12 protein-coding genes are annotated in these 15,819 nt (G+C 39.1%); 6 read left to right on the top strand and 6 right to left on the bottom strand.

The genetic code is table 11. From position 1 onward, the window contains the following. Window positions 1-89: 89 nt before the first annotated feature. Window positions 90-830, top strand: coding sequence for a DUF6261 family protein (locus FEDK69T_RS09940; RefSeq protein ID WP_131494722.1), 741 nt, complete (start codon window positions 90-92; stop codon window positions 828-830). A 114-nt stretch (window positions 831-944) separates the two neighbouring features. Here FEDK69T_RS09940 and obgE read toward each other — a convergent pair whose 3' ends face one another. From obgE to FEDK69T_RS09920, 4 genes are all read right to left on the bottom strand, one after another. Beyond that, a complete protein-coding gene (gene obgE, locus FEDK69T_RS09935) occupies window positions 945-1,952 on the bottom strand; it encodes a GTPase ObgE (protein WP_023574035.1) in 1,008 nt (335 codons plus the stop codon). A 147-nt stretch (window positions 1,953-2,099) separates the two neighbouring features. Continuing rightward, complete coding sequence (locus FEDK69T_RS09930) at window positions 2,100-3,329, bottom strand: hemolysin family protein (protein WP_035629551.1); 1,230 nt, start codon at window positions 3,327-3,329, stop codon at window positions 2,100-2,102. A gap of 65 nt (window positions 3,330-3,394) precedes the next feature. Then, complete coding sequence (locus FEDK69T_RS09925) at window positions 3,395-3,967, bottom strand: adenylate kinase (protein ID WP_023574033.1); 573 nt, start codon at window positions 3,965-3,967, stop codon at window positions 3,395-3,397. 66 nt (window positions 3,968-4,033) lie between these two features. Next, complete coding sequence (locus tag FEDK69T_RS09920; RefSeq protein WP_023574032.1) at window positions 4,034-4,564, bottom strand: phosphoribosyltransferase; 531 nt, start codon at window positions 4,562-4,564, stop codon at window positions 4,034-4,036. A gap of 178 nt (window positions 4,565-4,742) precedes the next feature. On the opposite strand from FEDK69T_RS09920, the gene FEDK69T_RS09915 reads away from it, so the two are divergent. Continuing rightward, entirely contained in the window at window positions 4,743-5,276 is a 534-nt protein-coding gene (locus FEDK69T_RS09915; protein ID WP_023574031.1) for a hypothetical protein, read from the top strand. A gap of 36 nt (window positions 5,277-5,312) precedes the next feature. On the opposite strand, the gene FEDK69T_RS09910 is transcribed toward FEDK69T_RS09915, so the two are convergent. After that, a complete protein-coding gene (locus tag FEDK69T_RS09910; protein WP_023574030.1) occupies window positions 5,313-8,690 on the bottom strand; it encodes an SBBP repeat-containing protein in 3,378 nt (1,125 codons plus the stop codon). Window positions 8,691-8,939: 249 nt separating this feature from the next. Between FEDK69T_RS09910 and FEDK69T_RS09905 the strand changes: the two genes are divergently transcribed. The 4 genes from FEDK69T_RS09905 (at window position 8,940) to FEDK69T_RS15500 (ending at window position 14,858) form a co-directional block, all read left to right on the top strand. Beyond that, window positions 8,940-10,097, top strand: a complete 1,158-nt coding sequence (locus FEDK69T_RS09905) for a 5-(carboxyamino)imidazole ribonucleotide synthase (protein WP_023574029.1) — start codon at window positions 8,940-8,942, stop codon at window positions 10,095-10,097. Window positions 10,098-10,178: 81 nt separating this feature from the next. Then, entirely contained in the window at window positions 10,179-10,664 is a 486-nt protein-coding gene (purE, locus tag FEDK69T_RS09900; protein ID WP_023574028.1) for a 5-(carboxyamino)imidazole ribonucleotide mutase, read from the top strand. Between the two features lie 171 nt (window positions 10,665-10,835). Then, window positions 10,836-12,863 (top strand): M3 family metallopeptidase, encoded by a 2,028-nt coding sequence (locus FEDK69T_RS09895; RefSeq protein WP_023574027.1) that lies wholly within the window; start codon window positions 10,836-10,838, stop codon window positions 12,861-12,863. Between the two features lie 471 nt (window positions 12,864-13,334). Further along, complete coding sequence (locus tag FEDK69T_RS15500; RefSeq protein WP_023574026.1) at window positions 13,335-14,858, top strand: T9SS type A sorting domain-containing protein; 1,524 nt, start codon at window positions 13,335-13,337, stop codon at window positions 14,856-14,858. A gap of 124 nt (window positions 14,859-14,982) precedes the next feature. Here FEDK69T_RS15500 and FEDK69T_RS09885 read toward each other — a convergent pair. After that, a partial coding sequence (locus FEDK69T_RS09885) for a T9SS type A sorting domain-containing protein (protein ID WP_035656361.1) occupies window positions 14,983-15,819 on the bottom strand: 837 nt, incomplete at its 5' end.

Genomic DNA, 15,819 nt, shown 5'->3' with positions numbered 1-15,819 from the left:
CTGAAAAAAGGAAATCTTATAAAGACAATACGGACTTTTCCGAAATTTTAAAAAACAAAACAAAACAAAATTTTAAAAAAAACATCGACATGATAAATTCTATCACACTTAACAGTTTGAGAAACGCTGAATTCATCCAATTCTGCAAAGATTTCACTTCTATCGTTGCTAACAGCAGCCTTACCGTTCACAGCCTACAAATACAGCATGACGCCATGATCAGAAAAATCTCTGAAATGGAAACAATGTTTAAAAACACAACACCAAGCCCTATCACTCCAGAGTTAGAAGAATTGGATTGGTCCAGAAACAAAAACATTATGGGAATATTTGGCATCATTAACGCTTACACTTGCCATTTCGACCCTACTTACAGCTATGCTGCTACTTTGCTACAGAACAACATCAAACTGTATGGTTCAGATATCACGAGAGAGACTTATCAGTCGGAAACTGCTATAATCAGCAATATTATTTCGGATTGGGAAACAAAACCTGAATTGACATCAGCCATCGGCACACTGAATTTGGGCCAGTGGGTCATCGAACTAAAAAAAGTCAATCAAACATTCAGTGACACTTATCACAGATACACTCAGGAGTTTACCAACAATTACCCTGGGACTTTTAAAAGCAAACGCAACGAAATGGTTTCAATTTACTATGATCTTTGCAAATATCTGTCTGCTTTTTCAGTAGTACAACCAACATCATGGGGCGGGAACACCATCCATGAAGTTAACACGTTGATTAATCAATACAACCAAGTTATCGTTGGGCGTACAACTTCAGTAAAAACAGAAAAAACTGTTCCTGTTAGTTCAAATTAATCAAATTACAACCTGACAAATCCAATAGTTTATCAAGACTTTTGTTTTCAACGGTTGCACCCAAATAAAAAGCGTTCCCAAAAGGAACGCTTTCTTATTTTATAACCTAACAGCTTATATTTCTACATTCAACATCTGCCATAATTTATCTTTCAGTTCTGTAAGACCTTGTTGAGCGACTGATGAAATAAACATATATGGAATTCCTTTAAACTCTTTATCCAAATGCTTTTTCATTTCAGCTTTCAACTCATCATCCAGCATATCAGATTTTGAAATAACCACCAAGCGGTCTTTATCCAACATCTCCGGGTTGTAGCGACGTAATTCATCCAACAGGATATCGTATTCTTTTTTAATGTCCGGTGCATCGGCCGGAACCAGGAACAACAGTGTTGAATTACGCTCGATATGACGAAGGAAATAATGCCCTAAACCTTTACCTTCCGCCGCTCCTTCGATAATTCCAGGGATATCAGCAATTACGAACGACTGGAAATCACGGTAAGCCACAATTCCTAAATTCGGTTTCAGCGTGGTAAACGGATAATCGGCAATTTTTGGTTTTGCGGATGTCAACACCGATAACAAAGTGGATTTTCCGGCATTCGGGAATCCAACCAAGCCAACGTCTGCCAATACTTTCAATTCCAGCGTCACATCGATTTCTTCCGACGGCATACCCGGTTGGGAATATCGTGGTGTTTGATTCGTGGAACTCCTGAAATGCCAGTTACCCAATCCGCCTTTTCCACCTTTAGCGAGAATTTTTTTCTCTCCGTGTTCTGTGATTTCAAACAAAACCTCATCAGTTTCTTTATCACGGACTACAGTCCCCAAAGGTACTTCGATGTATTTATCTTCACCGTCGGCTCCGGTACTGCGCGCACTTCCACCGTCTCCTCCGTGCCCTGCTTTGATATGGCGGGCAAATTTCAGGTGAAACAATGTCCACAATCCTTTATTTCCAACCAGATACACGTGTCCACCGCGACCTCCGTCACCTCCGTCCGGGCCACCTTTTTCAATAAACTTCTCTCTATGCAAATGCGTAGAACCTTTACCTCCTTTTCCGGAAGCAACGTATATTTTTACGTAGTCTACAAAGTTCCCTTCTGTCATTTCTTCTTTTCGTTCTGTTAATTAGCTTATAGCCAGCGAAAGTTCAAATTTATATTGGTTAATAACTATCAACCTTCAAACCTCCTGTTATATTCTCTTTCTGTTATAATACGGACAACTGCTCTTTCTTATGCAGCTGACACATATTTATTCACCATCCTTTAAAAGGCGAACCAATACTTTATCAATTTTGATTCCATCCATATCGACGACTTCCAACTCCATTTTGTTCCATATAAGCTTTTCACCCTCTTTTGGAATATATGTCAACTCCGTCATGATCAAACCGCTTACAGTCGTTACGTCGTAATCGTTAATTAGATCATCTAAATCGAAATATGTTAAGAAATCATGCAACGAATAATGTCCGTCAACCAACCAAGTCCCGTCTTCACGAGCTATTAACTGAAATTCCTCTTCGTAAAATTCCGCTGCATCACCCACCAATGCCTCAAGGATATCGTTAAGGGTGATAATACCCTGGCAGATTCCGTACTCATCGGTTACCAAAGCATAATGTACTTTGGATTTTTTGAAATTCTCTAACGCTTTATAAGCCGATGTATGTTCTATGAGATATACCGGTTCTTTGGCAATTGTTTTTAAGTCAAACTCACCTTTTTCGAAACTGGCAAACAAGTCCTTCAGTAAAACCACGCCAACTACTTCGTCGAGATTTTCAACACAAACAGGATATACCGAATGCAATTCATCCAAAACCTTTTCTTTCAATTCCTGAATGGTTTCATCCAGAGAAAGATAAACCACAGACTTTCTGTGTGTCATCAGTGAATTTACTTTTCGGTCACCGATATGAAACACACGCTCCACGATATCTTGTTCAATCTCCTGCACTTCACCAACTTCGGTTCCTTCTTTAATGATGGCTTTAATTTCCTCTTCCGTTACTTTGCCATCGGCTGTAGGCTTGATTTTGAAAACATCAAGCACAAACTCGGTGGAAACAGTCAGCAACCAAATGAATGGCATTGTTATGACTGAAACAGCTTTCATAGGCACTGCTACAGCTTTTGCGATTGTTTCAGGGTAATTCAGACCGATTCGTTTAGGCAACAATTCTCCTATAACCAAAGAAAAATAAGTTAGGACCACTACCACAATTCCTACTGAAAGACTAGGTGAATAAGGGCGAAGCATTTCAAAACCTTCTAAAAACAACTTAACATCTCCGGTTATTCTTTCACCACTGTAAATACCGGTAAGAATCCCAATAAGGGTTATTCCGATTTGTACCGTGGACAGGAATTTATTAGGCGAATTGGCTAATTCTAAAGCCGTTTTCGCACTGGCATTTCCCTTTTTTGCCGCAGATTCAAGACGGTTTTTTCGTGCTGAAATCAATGCAATTTCGGACATAGAAAAAACACCGTTAAGTAATATTAAAAAGAAAATTATGAGTATTTCCATGTTTGTTTTTTAGGTTACAACGTGTCTATCACAGCGCTCAGTCGCTCTGTAATTTCTGCAATAGACCCAATACCGTTTACGGCATGAAATTTATTCTGCGCTCTGTAAAAATCCATTAATGGAGCCGTTTTTTCATTGTATTCCTCATAACGGTTACGGATTTTTTCAGCATCCTGGTCATCTACTCTTCCGGAAGTTTTTCCTCTTTCCAAAATACGCTCCACCAAAACATTATCGTCCGCTTCTAAAGCAATGGTTGCCGTTACTTCCCAGTTTTTGGTTTTTAAAAACTCATCTAAAGCATTGGCTTGCGGGATTGTTCTTGGAAAACCATCAAAAAGAAACCCTTTAGAATCCATATTTTTCTCTACTTCATCCTGTAACATTTTAATGGTTACACTATCCGGAACCAATTCTCCGTTATCGATATATCCTTTGGCTTCTTTCCCTAAAGCGGTGTCGTTTTTCATATTGAAGCGAAAGATATCACCTGTGGAAAGATGGATTAAATTGTATTTTTCTTTTAAAAATTCTGCTTGTGTTCCTTTTCCTGCGCCCGGTTTACCGAACAAAACAATGTTGATCATTTTAAAAAATTGTAATTTGTAGTTATGTTGTTTTTGTTATTCTTTATTTAAAATCAAATCTTTCAATCACTTAAGCTGATAGACTTCCGGAAGGTTTCTCCCCAAACCGTCATAGTCCAGCCCGAAGCCCACGATAAATTTATCCTCTATTTCGATACCAATATAATCAATTTCTATGTCTTTTTTGTAAGCTTCCGGCTTCAAAAATAAAGTAGCAAATTTTAATTGCTTAAGGTTTTTATCCGCAAACAGAGCATGTAACTCTTCGACAGTATTTCCGGTATCCACGATATCTTCTATAACAACTACCGTTCTGCCAGACAAATCCTGATTCAACCCAATAAGTTGTTTTACCTGATTGGTCGTTTCCATGCCGTCATACGATGCCATTTTAACAAAACTGACTTCGCACGGCCTCTTATAGTGCTTCATAAAATCCGAAACCACCATAAACGAACCATTCAGAACACCAATAAAAACAGGGATTTCTCCATTTAATTCAGCCGCCACCTGTTTGGCCATGCGTTCGATTGCCCAATCCAGTTCTGCAGCAGAAATATAAGGAACAAATCGTTTGTCGTGAAGTTGAATTTCCATTTTTACATCAGGGAATAATTGGCAAAGATAATTATTTTTAGGTATGAGTTGTGTATTATAAGTTATGATTTATGAGTTAACCCTTTTTAGCCGAAAAATTCATCTCTTTCAATACCCGAAATTTGTCATTCTTTCAAATTCGCTTACATTAGCACTGCCATAAGCATTCATTTGTAAAATGAAGGAGTTTTTATTCAGTCGATTAGAAAAAAGCAACGCCGGCACTGATTGCCGAAACGGGCTTCGTGATTTCATTTTTGACCATCCGGAACATCTGAAAGACCTGATTGCATTCGGCACCGACCTGAAAAACAAAAATCATCACAAAGCGGTTTGGATTATCGAAATGGTTGCCGAAGTAAAAACCGGAATACTTCTGCCCCACATCGACAGCATCTGCGAAACAATATCAGCATACAAAAACGATTCTGCAATAAGAGGAATGTCGCGTGTGGCTTTTTTTCTGGGGACTTCAAAAAACATAACGCTTACAGAATTTCAAAAAGAAAAACTCATCGAAATATGCTTGGACTGGCTTATCCGGGATGAACGGGTTGCCTGCAAAGTATATGCGATGAAAACACTTGTTCATTTCGGTAAAAAAGAACCATGGATCAATGAGGAATTGAAAGAAATTCTCGGCAGGGATTACGTATGGCAATCAGCAGGATATAAAGCCGCGGCAAGGGAGGTTTTGGGAAGAATCAAATAAAAAAAGCTCTTGAGTCCATCACAAAAAACAGGGACGCTATTTCTTAAGCACTTTAAAATCCTGTCTGTAACCATCATAATCAATTTCCACAAAATATAATCCTTCAGAAACTTGCGCCAAACTTAAAGAGACTTGTTGCTCACCAAAAAAACGATTAACAGAAATGGTTTCACCCAATATGTTTGTGATTTTCGAAGTGATTTCAGAAAACGCATGTGGAAACTGGATTTTAAAATCCCCATTCGTTGGATTTGGATAAAGCACCAGTCCATTCAAACTGCCCGGATTATCAACTCCTAAAACCGAATGACATTCGGAAGCAACCTGACAATTATTATCGGTAATAATCACGGCATAATTTCCGGCTACAGAAGGACTGAACGACTGACTCGTCGCCCCATTTATAAAAGCGCCACCATTATTACAATCAATCCACTGATAAGCATCAGCGACTGCGCTTGCTGTCAGCGTATTACCTACCAAAGAGATTGTGTTATTCAGATTTCCGCACAAACTGTATTTAGCTAAAAACATATTATTAACATTGAGGCAAGTCAGCGCAGTAATGCCGCTTGTCGCATCAAAATCACCTTCACCTGAAAAATCACCAGTAAGCAACAACTTATTGTTTTTTAGAGACAATGATGTACCAGAATCGTATCCGTCACCCCCTATGGATTTAGCCCACAGAAAATTACCATTATTGCCATACTTAGCAAAAAAAACGTCAGGGGTCAAAGCCGATGAAATCAAAATATTCTGATTTTGCACATTCGGATCAAAGTCAATTCTATTCATAAAATACCCGGTCAGATAAACATTCCCTAAAGCATCTGTACTGACATCATTCGCTTCCACAGAACTACCTTGACTGCTGGCTCCTTTTACCCAAATAAACCCCCCATTACTTCCATACTTAGCAAAATACAGATTTGCGGCTTCCTGTCCATCCAAATTACCATTGCTCCCGCCTGGATTTAAATTGATATTACCGAAACCGAATGTACCAGCCACTATCAAATTTCCAGTTGGATCAATTGCAATCGATTTTGCTTTTATAGGCGCCTCCCCTTGAGGTACTTTTACCCATACAAAATCCCCATTTGGATTATACTTCACCAAGAACGCGTTGTATGCCTGATTGAGGGCACTATTATAAACTACTGTTGGGATTCCCGGATCAAAATCGGTTGCCCCGGAAAAAAAACCAGCGCAGTAGAAATTACCGCTATTATCACACACAACAGAATTCGGCATAATTTGTTCACTATTATCGATACGCTTCGCCCAAACATAATGCCCGTTAACGTCATATTTAGCTATGAATGCATCAGAAGAGCCATCAGAGACCAGGGTCGCCGTACCTGCATCAGGGTCGAAATCACCTGTTCCGTAAAAATATCCGGACACCAAAACATTCCTTTGTGGATCCAAGGCAAAGGAATGAGATATTACGCTCGAACCTACAGCCTTTGCCCAAAGATATTTCCCGTCAGAATCATATTTTGCCAGAAAAAGTTTAGAAACGATTTCATCACCCTCAGTCCCGTTTAGGATTGAAATTCCGGCACCGGGATCAAAATCAATTTCTCCCGAAAGAGTACCTGACACATAAATATTTTCATCCTGATCCAAAACCATAGAAGAAACAAGAGCCATCCCTTCTCCTTCTAAACGCTTTGCCCATAAATAACCGCCGGCATCATTATATTTTGCCATGAACATACTTCCTGAGTTCGCAGCATTTAAAAAACTTTGGTTTGGCCCTAAATCAAAATCACAGGAACCGTAAAAATAGCCGGCCGAATAAACATCCCCATCACTGCCTTGCTCTACACAAACCCCTGTTTGAAAGCTTTCTCCTCCATAACCTCCGATTGCAACGGCATTTAGATAATTACCGGAACTGTCAAAACGCCCCCAAAAAGCATTACTGTAACCTTGACCCGAAGTAATATTCACAATCCCTGGGCCAGGGTTAAAATCAGCAGTCCCAAAAAAAACTCCCGTAAGAAACACCTGTCCATTATTACCTGCAGCCAGGGAAAATCCTTTTTCATAAACCGGTGAAGTATGTTCTCCCGGCGAAGGGTTTACCCCTCCTAACGATTTGCCCCAAATGTAGTTCCCTGTGATATCGTACTTTGCCCAGAAAACATCATTGTATCCGTTCGAAGTTAAACTCGCCGTTCCTGCCCCTGGATCAAAATCGGAAGTTCCAAAAAACCATCCTGTGATATAAATAGCATTATTATCCAATAGAAGAGAAAAAGCTTCTTCATAACCTGCTCCGCCAATAGGTTTACTCCATAAATAAAAGCCGGAAGGATTGTACTTTGCAATAAAAACATCACCTGCACCCAGCGATGTATGAGTTACTGTACCGGCATTTGGATCAAAATCGACAGTTCCGGAAAACACACCTGTAATGTAAATATTTCCTGCTGAATCCAATTTCACCGCATTTACATCATCATTCGCGCTTCCACCTATTTGTTTTGCCCACAAATAACCGCCTGAACTATTGTATTTTGCAATAAAAGCATCCTCACTCCCCTCAACCGAGTTCAGCAGGTTGATCCCAGCATCCGGATTAAAATCACAACTATATAAAAAATTCCCAGCTATCAGCACATTCCCTGCAGAATCCGCTGCAATGGAATTTATATACTCATTTCCCTGATTACCTGCAATCGATTTTGCCCAAACATAGTTGCCATTGCTGTCATATCGGGCAAAAAAACCATCCAGGCCCTCTGCGGCAATCAAAACATTTACACCAGGTCCCGGATTAAAGTCGGCCTGGGTATCAAAAACACCTCCAATGTATATGTTATTATTGGCATCCAAAAAGAGAGACTGTATTTTCGCATACGAATTCCCGCTTCCTCCCATAGTTTTAACCCAAACAAAATTTCCGTTTGAATCGAATTTTGATATAAAAATATCCGACAATCCATCCGGTGAAACGGTTACCACAGCAGGTCCAGGATCAAAATCGACCGTACCATAGAAAGCGCCACTGAGAATAAGATCCCCATTACTGTCCAAAGACAGATTAAACGCTTGATCACTATCTGGAAGTGCATTTATTGAAAAGCTTGTTCCTGCAATTTTTTTTGCCCAAATCAAAGTTCCGTTGCTTTCATATTTTGCCAAAAAAAGACTCCCGCTTCCGGAAGTCAGATTGTATGCATTTCCACTGAAATCAAAATCGGCTGTGCTTTCAAAATATCCTAAAACAAATACTTTCCCAAAATCATCAACAACAATTTCCTTACCATTGGATTCCCCACCGCTTATAGGAGTACCTGTCGTATTAAAAGCCCATTCAAACGCAGGGTCATCCTGAGCATGCACAACAAACTGAATCCCCATCAGAAAAAACCAAAAAAAACAGCATAACTTTTTCATAATGTGAGATTTACAATTTTACAAATTTAAATCATTAATAAAAAAAACATTCACCGTTTCAAGTGATTTTTCATAATAATAGATGAAAAACAATTTTAAACGGTCTTCTCCAAAATTTAGATCAATGCAATTCTTTTTTCACTTCTTATCTAATCAAAAAATCCTCAAAAACATGTCTAATATTTAAATTAGTATCACAATTGTTAATTATCAATGGAGTAAGTATCTTTGCACACAAACAACAGCACAATGAATTATTTCTCATCCGATTTTAAATTAGGTATTCTTGGTGGCGGGCAATTAGGAAAAATGCTTCTTGCCGAAACCAGAAAATTCGATATTCAGACATACGTTTTAGATCCGAGCGACGAGGCACCTTGTCAATTCGGGGCGACCAAGTTTTTCAAAGGCAGTTTAATGGACTACGACACCGTGTATCAATTCGGTAAAGCAGTTGATGTATTAACCATCGAAATTGAAAACGTAAATCTGGATGCGTTAGACGCTTTGGAAGCAGAAGGAAAAAAGGTGTATCCATCACCAAAAACCTTACGGATGATTCAAAATAAAGGCCGTCAAAAGGATTTTTATGCCGAAAACAATATCCCTACATCATTCCACATTCGTTTTGCTGACCTTACCGGTTTAAAAAATGCATTGGATAAAAACGAAGTAACATTCCCGTTTGTATGGAAATGCGCCGAGTTTGGTTATGACGGAAACGGTGTAAAAATTGTTCGTTCCGCTCAGGATTTAACCGACTTGCCAGAAGTGGAGTGCATCGCGGAACAAATGGTCCCTTTCAAAAATGAATTGGCCGTAATTGTTGCCCGAAATGTTTCCGGCGAAATCAAAACGTATCCGGTGGTGGAAATGGAATTCCATCCCGAAGCCAATCAGGTGGAATACGTAATCTGCCCGGCGAGAATTGACGACAAAGTAGCCGACAAGGCAAGAAATGTAGCTTTAAAAGTTTCGGAAGCCTATAACCACATCGGACTTTTAGCCGTAGAAATGTTCCAAACAGAAGACGATCAAATCCTGGTTAACGAAGTGGCACCACGCCCTCACAATTCAGGTCATTACAGCATCGAAGCCAGTTACACTTCGCAATTCGAGCAGCATATCCGTTCCATTTTGGATTTGCCTTTAGGAAACACTGACAGTAAAGTAGCCGGAATCATGGTTAATTTAGTTGGTGCAGAAGGTTTTTCAGGTCCGGTAGTTTATGAAAATATCGAAAAAATTATGGCTATTGACGGTGTAACACCTCACATTTACGGAAAAAGAGAAACCCGTCCGTTCCGAAAAATGGGACACGTAACCATCGTAAACGAAAACATGGCCGAAGCACGAAAAATTGCAGAGGAAGTTAAAAACAATATCAGAGTAATCAGTGTTCAGTAAGCAGTATTCATACGGCAGAATACAGAACAAAGATTATTTAGATTTATAACGATTACAGAAAACAAATAACCAAACACAACAATGAGTAAAGTAGCCATCGTAATGGGAAGTGTTTCCGACATGCCAGTCATGCAGGAAGCCATTGACATATTAAAAAATTTCGGCATTGAAACCGAAGTTGACATTGTTTCCGCTCACAGAACTCCGGAAAAACTTTTCGATTTCAGCAAAAATGCACATACCAGAGGTATTTCAGTAATTATTGCAGGTGCAGGCGGTGCCGCACATTTACCAGGGATGGTAGCATCGATGAGTCCGCTTCCAGTAATTGGTGTACCGGTGAAATCCAGTAATTCCATTGACGGATGGGACAGTGTTTTATCCATTTTACAAATGCCGGGCGGTGTTCCTGTAGCTACAGTAGCTTTAAACGGCGCTAAGAATGCAGGTATTTTGGCTGCACAGATTATAGGAAGTCACGACAAAGCCGTATTGGATAAAATGATTGATTATAAAGAAGGATTGAAACAGGCTGTACTAACGGCAGCAGAAAACCTTAACAAATAAAAGTGAAAAAAGCCCCTGTGGCTGGGACTTTTTTCGGGGTCCACAGACTAATGGGTTAAAATTAGCCGGTGTTTATTGTTCTTATTTTGGGAGCAAACAGGGTATTAAAATTCGGATTCCAAATTTTACTCGATAAAAATATAAATTTTACCGATAAACTGCAAATAAAACATGAAGATTTTAACAACTAAATTCCTAACCAAGCATAATACTGCACCTTTTTCGAAAATTAAAATCGAAGATTATGCTCCGGCCATCACTAAAGGCATTGAACTAACGCGAGCTGAAATAGATGAGATCGTAAATAATCCGGATAAACCTACCTTTGAAAACACCATTGAAGCATTGGAATTTTCCGGCCAGACATTGGATCGCATTACCAGCATTTTTTTCAATCTGAATTCTGCAGAAACCAGTGACAAAATGCAGAAAATTGCACAGGAAGTTACTCCGATGCTTACCGAACTAAGCAACGATATTACTTTAAACACTGCTTTATTCGAGCGCATCAAATCGGTTTATCAGCAAAAAGAAAGTCTGAACCTAAACACGGAACAGGCTATGCTTTTAGATAAAAAATACAAAAACTTCTCGAGAAACGGAGCACTGCTGGCAGAAGACAAAAAAGCCCGTTTGCGCGAAATCGATACGGAATTGGCCAAATTGAAACTGACTTTTGGTGAAAATGTATTGGCAGAAACCAATGCCTATCAATTACATATTACAAACGAAGCCGATTTAAAAGGATTACCGGAAGGCACCATTGAAGCCGCTCGTTCTTTAGCAAAAAGCAAGGAAAAGGAAGGCTGGATTTTCACTTTGGATGTTCCAAGCTACCTGCCGTTTGTTACCTATGCCGAAAACAGGGAACTTCGTAAAGAACTTGCCATCGCTTACGGTAAAAAAGCATTCCAGAACAACGAATTCGACAATAAGCAAAATATTTTAAAAATTGCCAATCTTCGCCACGAACGTGCCAACTTATTAGGTTATAAAACCCATGCCGATTTTGTACTGGAAGAACGCATGGCTCAAAATCCGGAAAAAGTAAATTCTTTTTTAAATGATTTACTTTCCAAAGCGAAACCGGCTGCCGAAAGAGAATTCAAACAGCTGACCGATTTTGCCAAAAACCTTGACAGCATTGATCATTTGGAAAAATGGGACAGTTCCTATTATTCAGAAAAGCTGAAACAGGAATTATTCAATCTGGACGATGAAAAACTGAAACCGTATTTCAAATTACAGAACGTTCAGAATGGCGCCTTTACTATCGCCAACAAACTTTTCGGATTGACATTCACGGAAGTTTTCGACATCGACAAATACCATGAAGATGTACACACTTTTGAAGTTTCGGACGCCTCCGGAAATTTAGTTGCCATATTCTATTCCGATTTCTTTCCGAGAAAAGGAAAACGAAATGGCGCCTGGATGACTTCATTCAAACCACAATTTGTAAAAGAAGGCGTTAATGAAAGACCTCATGTTTCCATCGTTTGTAATTTCACCAAACCGACCGAAACCAAACCCTCGTTGTTAACTTTCAATGAAGTAACCACATTATTCCACGAATTCGGACACGCTTTACACGGAATGTTGGCCGATACTACCTATCCGAGTTTATCGGGAACGTCTGTATACTGGGACTTTGTGGAATTGCCGAGCCAGGTAATGGAAAACTGGTGTTATGAACCCGAAGCATTGGCTTTATTTGCACACCACTACGAAACCGGCGAAATTATCCCGCAGGAATTTGTAAATAAAATAAAGGAAAGCGCCAGCTTTTTAGAAGGAATGGCCACGCTTCGCCAATTAAGTTTTGGCTTGTTGGATATGGCATTCCATGGAAAAAATCCGAGCGATATAAAAGATGTCAAAGTTTTTGAAAAAGCTACCATGGAAGACACCGCTTTATATCCCGATGTTGCCGAAAATTGCATGAGCGTTTCGTTTTCGCATATTTTCCAGGGCGGATATTCGTCTGGCTATTACAGTTACAAATGGGCCGAAGTTTTGGATGCTGATGCGTTTTCCTATTTTCAGGAAAAAGGCATTTTCAATAAGGAAGTAGCCGATAAATTCAAAGACAACGTACTTTCAAAAGGCGGAACAGACCATCCGATGACCTTATATAAAAAATTCAGAGGACAGGAACCTAAACCGGAAGCCCTGTTAAAACGCGCCGGATTGATTTAAAATTCTGATTTAAGAATTTAAAACCGAAGTTTATACTTCGGTTTTTTTGTGGCGCTTAAATATTGAATGTGCAAACAATCATTAATGACAAAAAAGGCTTATTATCTTTTTTAAGATGTTTCGTTCCCCTTCTGCTACTTTGATCTTTTTCTTGTTCCACAGTTTGACAAATGTTATTTATTTTTTTGGTAACCTATTTCGAGATTTTACATCTTTTTAATAATTATCTAATCGCTTAGATTACTAAAAACTTGATAGACAGTCAAACAATCACTAACTTTATACTACTCTAATTTTATAGAAATCAATCACTTATAAAAAGAGGGGCAGAAAAAATTTTACCTAACAACAGAACTTCCCTCCTTACTCATTAATCTCCCCGCATCTGCTATAATTTTTTTGAACGTCATAGCTCCCAAGCTATTATATGTTAATGAAACACACATACTTTAGAATTTAAAATTCAAAATCATGAAAAAAATTACATTAGCTGTGTTTTACTTATTTTGTTTAGCAGCAAGCGCACAAGCGCCCGCAATTAAATGGCAGCACACTTATGGAGGAATTGGATATGACAGTGCTACGTCCATACAAACAACTCAGGACGGAGGTTACATTTTGGCTGCTGGATGGTTCGGAAATGTATGTGGTTCAGGGAATGGCTCTACCAATGGAGCAGCGATTAAAATAGACGGCTCAGGCAAACTACAATGGCATACCTGCTTTGAATTGCCGGGTTTTGACTATCCGCTATCAATCCAAAATGTCCCTAATGGAGGATATATCATGTTGTCTGTAACCGACTGGAATGCATATGACTTTGTGTTAGACCCGCATGTGATGAAAATAAGCAATGCCGGAACAGTGGAATGGAGCCAGCTTTATTCAAACTTTTTCGCTTTTGGTGTTATGAATATGAATTACTTTGATACTGTACCAAGAGGCTCAATACAAAACACTCCTGATGGCGGCTACATAGTAGCAGGCAGCAAGGATTATGATTTTTATAACTATCCTTATAGCACAGATTGTGCAATAATAAAACTTAGCAGTAGTGGTACTATTCAATGGCAGTCTACCGTAGGAGGAGATAATGATGAGTTTGCCTCCTCAATTCAGAGTACCCCTGATGGCAATTACATTTTTGCCGGAGGAAGCAATTCCAATAATGGTATTTTTTCTGATAACCACGGACTAACAGATTTTGTGGTTGTCAAAATAAATAATACAGGCAATGTTCTGTGGAAAAAATGCTTTGGAGGAAGCAATAATGAAATAGCAAGTTCCATTCAGGTCACTCCGGACGGTGGTTATATTGTTGCAGGTTACACCAATTCAAACAATGGAAATGTATCTGGAAATCATGGCAATATGGACGCCTGGATAGTCAAAATCAACCCAATTGGCGATATTATGTGGCAGAGATGTTTGGGAGGCAGTGGCGCCGATAATGCAAATTTCATTCAAACCACCACAGACGGTGGATATATTGTAGCAGGTTATACACGTTCAAACGATGGAAATGTATCTGGCAACCACGGTGAAATGGATGGCTGGGTAGTTAAATTGGATACTAATGGCAATATTAAATGGCAAAAATGCTTAGGAGGAAACGCTAATGATGACATAAGATCAATCCATGCTACCGCGGATGAAGGATATATTTTAGCTGGCTCGACATTTTCTAAAGATGGAGATGTAACTTCCAATAATGGGGAAAGCGATATCTGGGTTGTAAAATTAGATCCTGAAAATCTGAGTACTGCAAGTTTTAACAGTTCAAATATCCGTTTACATCCCAACCCTGTAAATGATTTTCTTCATTTTTCCGAAGAACTTCAAACAATTGTAATTTTTAATATAAACAGTCAAAAAATAATTCAGGCCAGTAACGTGAAAAAAATTGATTTGAGTGAACTTCCTGCCGGAATGTATTTTATTAAAACTGAAAGTAATGCCGGAAACATTACCGTATCCAAAATATTAAAGAATTAACCAGAACTCAATTCTACATTACAATTCAAACAAGCAAGGAACTTTATTGCAAAAAAAAGGCTGCCTTTACAGGCAGCCTCTTCCAAGTAAACTAAAAAACTTAAACTACTTCAAACTTAAACTACTATTTCTTAATTACTTTTATTGTTTTGACAGCATCGTTTGAAATCACTTTCACAAGATAAGTCCCTGTTGGTAATCCAGACATATCTAAAGTACTTCTAACATCATTGTCAGATTTTTGTCCTACCATTTGACCGGTGATAGTATACACCTCAATTGAAGAGATCGTTTGAGCACTCTCAACATTTAAGATATCCCTAACCGGGTTAGGATATACTTTCAGGTTTGACAAAGCGAAATCATTCACTCCTAAAGTCACCGTAGCTGTAACTGCCAAATACGAAGTACTTCTACAACCATCTACAGTCTGCATCGCATAGTAAATAGTTCCGTTTGTTAACTGAGTCCCAGCAGTAATTGCGTTGATTCCCGCTAAAGCATCAGCTGCTGTCGGATACCAAACAATACCAGGTCCATTAGGCGTTAAATCTTCAATAGTATTATCCGAAGGTGCTGCCCCTGAAATCGTTTGTGTTGAAGATCCAGTAGGTGCCGGAGTCGTATTCACCGTAATAGTCATTGTAGTCGGCGCAGCACACTGATCCAAATTTGGTGTAAACGTATATGTAGTTGTTGCCGTATTGTTTAATACCGGGAACCAAGTTCCTGCAATTCCGTTATTAGACGTTGTAGGCAATGCCGATAATGTTGATCCCGAACAAATTGCAGCTACCGGAGTAAACGCAGGTATTGTCGCAGGATCTACTGTAATTGTCATTGTAGTCGGCACAGCACACTGACCCAAATCTGGTGTAAACGTATACGTAGTTGTTGCCGTATTGTTTAATACCGGAAGCCATGATCCTGCAATGCCGTTATTAGACGTTGTAGGCAATGC

The organism is Flavobacterium enshiense DK69 (assembly GCF_000498495.1).
Classification (GTDB): Bacteria; Bacteroidota; Bacteroidia; order Flavobacteriales; family Flavobacteriaceae; genus Flavobacterium; species Flavobacterium enshiense.
The sequence above is the reverse complement of the archived record's forward strand: the minus strand, read 5'-3'. Positions and strand labels throughout refer to the sequence as shown.